Origin of the sequence: Pseudomonas sp. NBRC 111140, from assembly GCF_001320885.1 — a bacterium.
Lineage (GTDB): Bacteria > Pseudomonadota > Gammaproteobacteria > Pseudomonadales > Pseudomonadaceae > Aquipseudomonas > Aquipseudomonas putida_P.
The window spans coordinates 1-974 of the sequence record NZ_BCBQ01000196.1; the positions used below are offsets into that span (position 1 = coordinate 1).

The window sequence follows — 974 nt, forward strand, 5'->3', positions numbered from 1 at the left end:
CGCAGCACTTCGTCTTCGGTCTTGGTGTTGCCGCGGTAGTTGATGCGGTTGACGTAGGCACGCTTGCCCGGGTCGACCACGAACATGATGTCGACCGTGTGGTCCTGGTCGTTCGGCTGTGGCACGCCGTTGACGTTGGCGAAGGTGTAGCCTTCGTTACCCAGGCGGCGGGTGATCAGCTCGGAGGTGGTGGTCATCACCTTGCGCGAGAACACCTGGCCTGGCTGCACCAGCAGCAGCGACTTGACCTGGTCTTCCGGCACCTTGAGGTCACCGGACAGCTTCACGTCGCGAACGGTGTACTTCTCGCCTTCGTTGATGTTGACGGTGATGTAGACGTGCTTCTTGTCCGGCGTGATGGACACCTGGGTGGAGGCGATGTCCATGTTGATGTAGCCGCGGTCCAGGTAGTAGGAACGCAGGCGCTCCAGGTCACCGGAGAGTTTTTCACGGGCGTACTTGTCATCGTTCTTGAAGAACGACAGCCAGTTGGTGGTCTTCAGCTCGAACAGCTGCCCCAAGGTTTCATCATCGAACACGTTGTTGCCAACGATGTTGATGTGCTGGATGGCGGCGACGGTGCCTTCGTTGATCTTGATCTTCAGCGCCACACGGTTGCGCGGCTGCGGCACCACTTCGGCGTCGACCTCGGCCGAGTAGCGGCCCTGGGCCACGTACTGGCGCTGCAGCTCGTTACGCACACCTTCGAGGGTGGCACGCTGGAAGATTTCGCCCTCGGCCAGGCCCGATTGCTTCAGGCCCTTCATCAGGTCTTCGGTGCTGATCGCCTTGTTGCCTTCGATCTCGATGCTCGACACCGACGGGCGCTCGACCACGTTGATGATCAGCACATTGCCATCGCGGTTCAACTGGATGTCCTGGAAGAACCCGGTCTTGAACAGGGAACGGGTCGAGTCCACCAGGCGGCGGTCATCGGCCTGGTCGCCGACGTTCAGCGGCAGGGCACCGAACAC

At 60.8% G+C, this 974-nt stretch carries 1 protein-coding gene; it reads right to left on the reverse strand.

The genetic code is table 11. The features are described 5' to 3' along the window. Window positions 1-974: outer membrane protein assembly factor BamA (gene bamA, locus APH42_RS28850; protein WP_082421485.1), on the reverse strand; the 974-nt coding region annotated here is incomplete at both ends.